Annotated in this window: 5 protein-coding genes and 1 pseudogene; all 6 read left to right on the top strand. The window is 55.1% G+C overall.

Annotation, left to right across the window (positions count from 1 at the left end; all coding sequences use genetic code 11):
* Positions 1-487 precede the first annotated feature (487 nt).
* Positions 488-2,698 (top strand): type I secretion system permease/ATPase, encoded by a 2,211-nt coding sequence (locus AC0V6O_RS06850; protein WP_486142658.1) that lies wholly within the window; start codon positions 488-490, stop codon positions 2,696-2,698.
* Complete coding sequence (locus AC0V6O_RS06855; RefSeq protein WP_486142660.1) at positions 2,695-4,194, top strand: HlyD family type I secretion periplasmic adaptor subunit; 1,500 nt, start codon at positions 2,695-2,697, stop codon at positions 4,192-4,194. Before AC0V6O_RS06850 ends, AC0V6O_RS06855 begins: the two co-directional genes overlap by 4 nt.
* Before the next feature lie 277 nt (positions 4,195-4,471).
* Positions 4,472-5,110, top strand: coding sequence for a toxin-activating lysine-acyltransferase (locus tag AC0V6O_RS06860; protein WP_486142662.1), 639 nt, complete (start codon positions 4,472-4,474; stop codon positions 5,108-5,110).
* Between the two features lie 33 nt (positions 5,111-5,143).
* The gene (locus AC0V6O_RS06865; RefSeq protein ID WP_486142664.1) at positions 5,144-6,547 is read left to right on the top strand and encodes a hypothetical protein; all 1,404 of its coding nucleotides are present in this window, start codon (positions 5,144-5,146) and stop codon (positions 6,545-6,547) included.
* A 45-nt stretch (positions 6,548-6,592) separates the two neighbouring features.
* Entirely contained in the window at positions 6,593-8,356 is a 1,764-nt protein-coding gene (locus AC0V6O_RS06870) for a Tle-like phospholipase domain-containing protein (protein WP_486145535.1), read from the top strand.
* Positions 8,326-8,448 (top strand): annotated as a pseudogene (locus tag AC0V6O_RS06875) (calcium-binding protein); the annotation flags it as partial. The gene AC0V6O_RS06870 and the pseudogene AC0V6O_RS06875, both read left to right, overlap by 31 nt.
* Between the last annotated feature and the right edge of the window lie 386 nt (positions 8,449-8,834).

Consider the following 8,834-nt stretch of genomic DNA (forward strand, 5'->3'; position numbering starts at 1 on the left):
TCAATGATCGTTATCGAATTCGTATCGAGCGGATTGAAGCGGCGGCACCTCTGGCTTCATCCATGCCGGCGGGATCAGCAGTTTGATCGTTTCCGATTACAAGGGCAACGACCTGCTCAACACATTGGCAATCTGGTCTAAACTCCCGACGCGGGCTTGCTTGTCACCGCACATACCCTGCCTCTGCGCCGTTACGGTCTCGGCCTCTAGCCTGCAGATTTCAATGGCTGAGGTGTTTGATTATGGGCTGAGTAAATATGGCGAGAGCTTGATCGGGTTTGAATAGATGCCAGTTAGGAATGTTTACTCAATGGCATCTAATTTTTTGCTCGGTGCGCTTTAACATCCCGGAAATCGCGGTGCATCATAGACTTGTTGGTCAATCAATCCAAATGCTTGCGATAGTCTGTTGCAGTTCGTCTCACTCTTTACTTTGCATCTACACTTTAGGCGCATAAAGACGGCTCAGGGGTAGTCGCAATAATCCATGTCAGATTCGAACAGCAATCCATCGACAGACACCGTCGATCCAGTACTGGCGAGCTTTGTTTTGCTCGCGCAGTTTTTGGGCGTGCCTGCTGAACCGGCGCAGATCCACCATGACCGCGGTCAGGGCGATAATCCTTACAATTTTGGCGACCTTATTCGGATCGCGAAGAAACTTGATCTGATTGCGCGACGGAAAAGCTGTGATGTGGCCGAGTTGGCGAAGCAACCATTGCCGGCTCTTGTTTCTCTGAATGATGGTAAAGCTGCCATTCTGCTCAAGATTGACGAGAACGCCGATACGGGTGATCGCTATATGATCTTGTTGCCCGATGGCGAGCGTCCGGAGATCTGGGACGCTGACAAGATCGCCAGCGAATTCGACCTTTCTAGCGGCAAAGCTGACTTGCTCTTGATGACAAGCCGCGAGCGGATTGCGGGCGAGAAACGTGCGTTTGATATTAGCTGGTTCATTCCGGCCTTGGTTAAATATCGCAAGGCGCTGCGTGATGTATTGATCGGCAGTTTCTTCTTACAATTGGTGGGGCTCGCATCGCCGATCTTCTTCCAGCTCGTAATCGACAAAGTGCTGGTCAACCAGGCGATGACAACGCTGGAAGTGCTCGCGATTGGTCTTGCGACCGTGCTGGTGTTCGAGACAATGCTGTCTGCGCTTAGGAACTGGCTGTTCGCGCATACTTCAAACCGGGTCGATGCGGAGCTGTCCGCTTCATTGTTCAGGCATTTGGTTGCGCTGCCGCTGAGCTATTTTGAAGCCCGCAGAGTTGGGGACAGCGTGGCGCGCGTTCGCGAGTTGGAGAACATCCGCAACTTCCTCACCAGTAATGCAGTGACCGTGGTGATCGATCTGTTCTTCACGCTGGTATTCTTTGCGGTGATGTATTTCTACTCACCAATGCTGACGCTGATCGTTGCGCTGACAATCCCGCTTTATGTGCTGATCTCGGTCTTTATCACGCCGCCTCTGCGCGCGCGCCTTGATGAGAAGTTTAAGCGCGGCGCAGAGAACCAGGCGTTTCTGGTTGAGACTGTCACTGGCATTGGAACGCTCAAGAGCATGGCGGTTGAGCCGCGCATGCGCGACCGCTGGGAGAAGCAGTTCGCGGGCTACATCCAGACCGGATGGGACGTAACGGTCCTCTCCAATTGGGGCAGCCATCTGATCCAACTTGTCAGCAAGCTGACCACTGTCGCGATCCTGTTCTTTGGCGCGCAGGCGGTGATCGCGGGAGAGCTAACCGTTGGCTCATTAGTAGCGTTCAACATGCTGGCAGGGCGTGTCGCGCAGCCGATCCTGCGGCTGTCACAGCTGTGGCAGGATTTTCAGCAAGTGCGCATTTCCGTCGACCGTTTGGGCGATATTCTCAACGCGCCTGCTGAGCCAGAGCACAACCCCAACCGCGCGAGCCTGCCGCCGATCACCGGCCAAGTTGAATTCGACAAAGTACGCTTCCGCTATCGTCCTGATGCACCAGAGGCTTTGCGCGGAGTGAGCCTGGAAGTGGGTGCTGGCGAGATGCTTGGCATTGTTGGTCCGTCCGGTTCGGGCAAGTCGACCCTGACCAAGCTAGTGCAGCGGCTTTATGTGCCAGAACAGGGCCGCGTGCTGGTCGATGGCACCGATCTCGCATTGGTTGATCCTGCCTGGCTCAGGCGCCAGGTGGGCGTGGTTCTGCAAGAGAACATCCTGTTCAATCGCACGGTTCGTGAAAACATCGCGCTCGCCAACCCCACCATTGCGATGGAGAAGGTGATTGCGGCGGCTGAGCTGGCCGGGGCGCATGAGTTCATCCTTACTCTCCCGCATGGCTATGACACGATTATCGAAGAGCGAGGTAGCAATCTGTCGGGCGGTCAGCGGCAGAGGCTTGCTATTGCCCGCGCGCTCATCACCGATCCGCGTATCCTGATCCTTGATGAGGCGACCAGTGCGCTCGATGCTGAAAGCGAAGAGATCATTCAGAACAACCTTGCCCGGATTGCGCAAGGACGCACTGTAATGATCATCGCTCACCGCCTCTCGGCTGTGCGTCCATGTGACCGGATCATAACTGTCGAGGCAGGCGAGATCACCGAGGCGGGCAGCCACGAAGAACTGATCGCTGCGGGCGGTCGCTATGCGCAATTGCACGCGAAGCAAACCGGCCTGAATACGGGGACGGGCGGCGCAGCGGTGGGAACTCCGGCATGAGCTGGTTATCTGATCGCTTCCCGACTTTGGCCAAGCATGCTGGCGTCCTGCGTGAAAGCTGGGGCGCGCAAACAGAAGCCGACAAGGCCTTCAAACCCAAGGAGGAACACGAGTTTCTTCCCGCCGCGCTTGAGATTATGGAGAAACCAGCAAGCCCCGGCCTACGCTTGCTGATGCTGCTGACCTGCACGCTGTTCGTGATTGCGCTTATCTGGGCGATCTTTGGCCGGATCGATGTGGTTGCAATGGCCGCTGGCAAAACGGTGCCCGGCGGCAATGTAAAGATCGTCCAGCCAATTGAGATCGGAGCGGTGCGCGCGATCCATGTGCGCAATGGTCAGTTTGTGAAGGCTGGCGATCTCTTGATTGAACTCGATCCGACAATGGCCAACGCGGACGAAGCGCAAAGCGAGCAATCGCTTATGTCAGCCCAAATTATTCAGGCGCGCAATGACGCTTTGCTCGCGCACCTCGCGGGTCGACCTGCGCGTTTTGCCGCGCCAGAGGGAACCTCGCCAGATACGATCCGCACAGAGCAGGCCTTCGTCCGCAACGCCGTTGCGCAGTTTGAGGCTCAGCGCAGCGCTCTGTCTCAGCAGCGCGCGGAAAGCGAGGCCGAGCTGGCCGGAGCCAATGCCGAGATCGCGAAGCTCGAAGAAGCCCTGCCATACATCACGCAGCAGCTTGAAGCGCGCGCAGAGCTTGCAGAGAAGGGCTTCTTCTCAAAGCTGCGGCTGCTCGAATATGAGCAACTCCGCGCGGAGCACTTGCGCAATATCGAAGTGCAACAGGCCAGCAAAATGCGCGCTGAGGCTTCCATCGGCAGGCTGGAGGCGGAGATGCGCAATCTGCGCGCCAGCTTCGGCAAGACAGCCGTCACGGACCTGGCGGAGGCCAACGACCGCGCGACCATGGCGGGCGAAGAGCTGCGCAAGGCAGAGCGCCGCCGCCGCTATCAGGAACTGCGCGCGCCCGTTGATGGGGTGATCCAACAGCTCGCGGTCAGCACAGTGGGCGGCGTTGTCCAACCCGCTCAGCCGCTGATGGTGGTGGTCCCTTGCACCTCAGGCGATGCGAGCAACGCGAACAATTGCAACAGCGGGATTACGGTCGAGGCCTTTGTCCAGAACAAAGACATTGGCTTCATCCACGAGGGGCAGCGCGTTGCAGTAAAACTCGAAGCGTTCAACTTCACTGACTTCGGCCTGCTCGAGGGCACGGTTACCAACATCAGCCGCGATGCGATCGACCAGAGCCAGCAGCCTGCGGGCAGCACGCGCGACGCCAATGGCCGCCCGGTTCAGCCCGGCCTGGTCTATGCCGCGCGCATTGAGCTCGCCTGTGAGCTCGACAATCCAAAGCGTCATGCGCTGTGTGACCGGGTGCAGCCCGGCATGTCTGTCCAAGCGGAAATAAAGACCGGCAAACGCCGCATCATCCAGTATTTGCTCTCACCAATTAGCAAGGCTTTAGATGAAGCAGGCCGGGAACGTTGAGGCTTCACTGCTGCGTTTGGTAAACAGCACAATAAAATCCCAAGAAAAGTGCCACCATTCATCGTATTTGTGATTCTGGCTGTTGACCCGAATCCCCTTTTTTGTTCCTATAAGTATGGGGAAATGGGGGGAACTTAAGCGGCGCAAGTTGCGCTAGCTTATGTGCGTAGTCCTTTGACGGGTCTGCGCACTAAAAGCATAGCTCTCTGTTTCATTTGATTTGTAATGCTGCCAGCGGCGGATGCGTGCGCTCGGCGGCTTTTGTCAGGGGTTCGCTATGTCAACTAAAGGAAAATCTGCCGCGGCCGGTAAGGCCAATGGATCCGCTAAGGCTGCTGATGCGGCGCAGGCTGAGGCCGCTGAAAACGCGGCGGCAGCAAAGTCCGATGCCAAGCAGGAAATTTCGCCAGAGATGCGGGAGAAGCTCGAGGGTTTGCGAGAGCGCATTCAGATGAGCGTGGGTCAGGCGGTTCTCGCAATGATGAACCTGCCGCGTTATAAGGGGCAATCGCTTGGCGATTTGAACCACCTTGTGATTGAGCCGCTGCTGCGTGACCGTCTGGCGATTGCTTCGGCCAGGAAGAAGGCCACTGAAAACGGTGGTGAGGAAGGCGAGGTCGATGCGACTACGACCGCAGGCATTGCCATCTGGGCGAGTGTTTCCGACGAAGTGGATGCAAAGATCCGCGAGCAGATTAAGGGCGGCGCCTTCCCCACCCGGCTTGGCGGAGAAGATTGGGCAAGCGGCGAGAAAATCTGGCTGCTCGATCTGATTGCACCAAATCGCCAGCTAGCGACCGCCGTGCTGACCAATTTCAAGCAGATCGCGGGCGACAAGCCGATTGCCATTCACCCGATTGTGGCGCGCAGCGTCGATCCAGAAGTGCTGGAGAAAATGCGGGTTAAGGGCGGTTGAGATGAGGCGCAGCGTGGACCTGGAGATCGTTTGGTGAGTGAATTCGTTGCCAGAAAGCTGTGTATTGCAGTTGGCTCAATTCTTCTTTTGTCCGGCTGTTGGGGGCCGATGAGCGAGGAGGAGAAGGCTGAACTCCAAAGGCAAAGAGCGGCAGAGGCAATTGCTGATGCCTCGAGTCCAGATTCCATGTGGTACCGCTATACTTTCGAGGGGGATTATCAGGGCGAGGCGATCAAGCTCGACCAGATGGTCTATTGTCCAATCCGATCCTTCTCAAGCGGTGGCCTTGGGCAATCGACGGGCTTCAGCATCCGCTCTCAGCATCCAATGACAGTGGCTCAGCAGATGAGCGACGGCAGCCAAGTTCTGGTCCGCATTCCTGATGTGTGTCAGCGTTATAGAGCATACAAGGACGGAGAGGGGTTCCAGCAGGGGTGGGAATCGCCGCAAACCATTGATGCTTTGCCCTACGTTATCTGGTCTGATGCGTATCCCGATGCCACGCGGATCGAGGCCTATGTTTCGCCCGCTTACTATGAGCAGCCAGAGGTGCGGCTTGAGATAAAGGGCAGTCAAGTTCACCTCTTGCCGCTAGGGTCGTATCCGGATAATTTTGAGGATGTACTGAGGCAGCCTCACGCAACTCCCTACGCTCCCAACCCATGGGTTGAGCCTGAGAACCGTGGCAAAGGCTGGCGGTATAACCGAGGGGGCGGCTACTACGGTCCCGGAAACCAGTTCATCTCGTTTTATCAAGTGCCAATTGTCGATCTGAATGCATATGCGCGTCAATTCATGATTGATCGCCCCGATTTAGAGCGTGATTTTGTCTATGACGAAGAAGGCGATTTCTCCGATCCCAATGTTGCCGCGTTTGATGAAGCCTCGTCTTTAGTGGTCGGAATGGCCGAGGACTACATCTCTCACGACTGCGTGAACGAAGCGCTGAATGACATTTTTGGGGGGCGGCCGCTCTCTACGAGTCTGCCGTTCAATCGACCTCCGCCGGATGGTTTCAACACTGCCATTGCAAAAGAAGACTGGGAGGCCCGCCAGCGACAGCAAGCCAATTGCCGTGATCGTTTAGCACAACTGCAGTCATTCAACATCATTGATGGCCGATTTGATGCGTCGCGCTCCATTCCCGGCGTGTTGATCTACAATCGTTGGGGGCGAGTTTACCACGATTGGAGGTCAGATGAGAAGCAACCAAAAGAAGTCCGATATGGTCCGATCAAGCTGCAGGAAATGGGTCTTGTCACGCCAGACGGGTACAAGATGACGGTCGAGAGTTACAGGTTCGATTATAAAATCAATGGTAGTCCAGGGGCATCATCAAATACTGCGATATTTGAAATCAAAGAGTCAGGCCAATGGTACATGGCCCAGACTCGCGCAATTACTTTTAAAGGCAAAGGCCCTGCCAATCATTTTTAATTCAGGTCTATGAAAATGCAAATAAGTATTAGCGAATACGTCTTGATGGCTGCGCAGGCCTATTATTACTATCGGGCAAATAGCGCGCAACCGCAAACTCTCAAGATGGCTGGCTTCGAGGGCTGGACCCAGGTTGCGGCCTTTGACGAGGTTAATCTCGAGACTGGGTTTGCGGCCACGCTGTTCGAGAAAAACGGACAATATGTTGTGGCATTTCGCGGCACCGATGATTGGCGTGAGGGCGAGGGGGATGCGGAGTACAACCCAAGTTTAGCACCTAGTATAGCTGGTGGCACTGGCGTTGGCGCTCAAACACGAAACACCATCGATTATGTGGAACGGGTACTTGCTCAGACGGGCGCGACGGTAGACACGATTTCATTCACAGGCCACAGTCTTGGTGGGGCGTTGTCTGGTATCGCTGGCGCCTATTTTGACGCCCCTGCTATCGTTTTTGACACGGCGCAGTACATTTACGAAGTTAGAGATGTCGCAAATGCGCTTAGTATCGCAGCGACGTTCCTTGCCTACCCAAACTTGGGGAATCGAGACGAAGATGCAGCGCTCTTCAGTCGCTATCTTTCCGATATTGAGGAGGGTGTGGACCCAGCGCTGGGAGGAGCAGAGTATTTCGAACTCCTACGCAGCAATATTACTGAAAATGTTCGATCTTTCCGTGTTCAGGGTGAAATTCTCGACCTGCTTCAAATCTCTGACAATTTCGACGATTATGAAATTGGGCCAGGCAATTATTTTCGCCTCGATCTCGGCGATTCTGTTGGCCAAGATTCACCATTCACGTCTGCCGTTGACACTCTTTGGCTTAGCCAGTTTACTGACCCGAATACCGGGATAGGCCCTGATAATCGCGAACAACGTCGTCTTCACCATATCTCTCCTACGGTTTTTGCAGTGCTAGGTTGGGAAAACCATCCCAGCCTCAGATCAGGTGTTGTTGAGGCCATGCGCACCTTGCAACAACAACCCGACCTTTTGTCTCTCGTTATTGACGAAGAGCTTACGGCACTGGAGTCGTTCGAAGGTGATAATGAAGAGCGGCCAGATTTTAAAAACGCCAGCCACGGCAATTTTTGGCGTGTCTTGAACCTTCATAAAGAGTTCGGCGAAGACTTCGCGAAGTCGTTCAGCAAAACCGACGATAGCGACGAGGGCGTCGAGAGCGAAGCTGAGGAAGTCGAAGATGGCATCGCGGTCAGCGGCGCGATTTTTGGGAGTACAAGTGGGGGTGGAGCCAATAACGTAAGAGAGTCTCTGCTTGAATCGGATCCAGTTCGCCGGGCGGTTATGGATTTGGGGATGATTACTGCGCGGAAGATTGCGGCTCGATTGAACGGCAACACGCCCAGCAATCTGACAGATGTTGGTTACGACAAAGGCAAAATTCTAACGGATTCAATATTCGGTACCGATGAGCACTCAGTCGCCATCTCATTCGAAGCACTGACCACGCCGGAGGATAGATCGCACGATCTCACGGCGGAACAAGCCGATCGTCTCGATTTGGCGCTGTCGGTGTTGAGGCTTGGTCTCAATAGTGCATTGAACGGGTTCGCGAACACGGTCGAGATTAACGAGTTGTATGACTCCGCAATTGTGGAAGGCACGGACGCCACTTTGGTGTTCGGTAGCATTGCAGGTGGTGATTCCAATTTTGAACTTGAAAGCGGATTTGGGATTTTCCTGGGGGCAATCGACGTGATGTTTTCACCGGAGGTGATCTTAAAGACTATCTTTTTGGCGGCGCAGGCAACGATGTTCTCAAAGGTGAAGGTGGCGCGGACTATATAGAAGGCGGTCGAGGCAATGATCGGCTAGAGGGAGGCGCTGGGGATGACGAAATCTTCGGCGGCTCTGGCAACGATATATTCGTAGCGGAGATTGGCGACGGTACGGATGTTTTCGACGGTGGGCGCAGTGGCCCGAGCTTACCATTTGGCGGCGGAACCGATACGGTAGCTTACCGCTATTTCTCTGGCGATGCTGAAATTCGAATTGGGGCTCCCAATTCATCTGGGAGCAAGGCTGCTGACTTTGGTATTCAAATCAGCGCAGCAGCGCGAGGCCGAAACGGCGAAACTGGCGGTTTTGACGGCGACACCCTTGAATCAATCGAGCTGGCATCGGTTGAAGCTGGCGATGGCAACGATACTCTGTACATCGATGCAAACTCTGAGGTCGAAAGGGTCAACTATATTGATCTTGGGGACCAACAGGCCGGTGGTTTCGATACAATAGACCTGCGGCAGTTCGATCAAGATGTTTCGGT

This window comes from Erythrobacter sp. JB2-19, assembly GCF_057365005.1.

Excerpts from the sequence above, each read along its gene's own strand:
- AC0V6O_RS06870 (WP_486145535.1), top strand. The coding sequence starts at position 6,593 with ATGGCTGCGCAGGCCTATTATTACTATCGGGCAAATAGCGCGCAACCG.
- AC0V6O_RS06855 (WP_486142660.1), top strand. The coding sequence starts at position 2,695 with ATGAGCTGGTTATCTGATCGCTTCCCGACTTTGGCCAAGCATGCTGGC.
- AC0V6O_RS06860 (WP_486142662.1), top strand. The coding sequence starts at position 4,472 with ATGTCAACTAAAGGAAAATCTGCCGCGGCCGGTAAGGCCAATGGATCC.
- AC0V6O_RS06850 (WP_486142658.1), top strand. The coding sequence starts at position 488 with ATGTCAGATTCGAACAGCAATCCATCGACAGACACCGTCGATCCAGTA.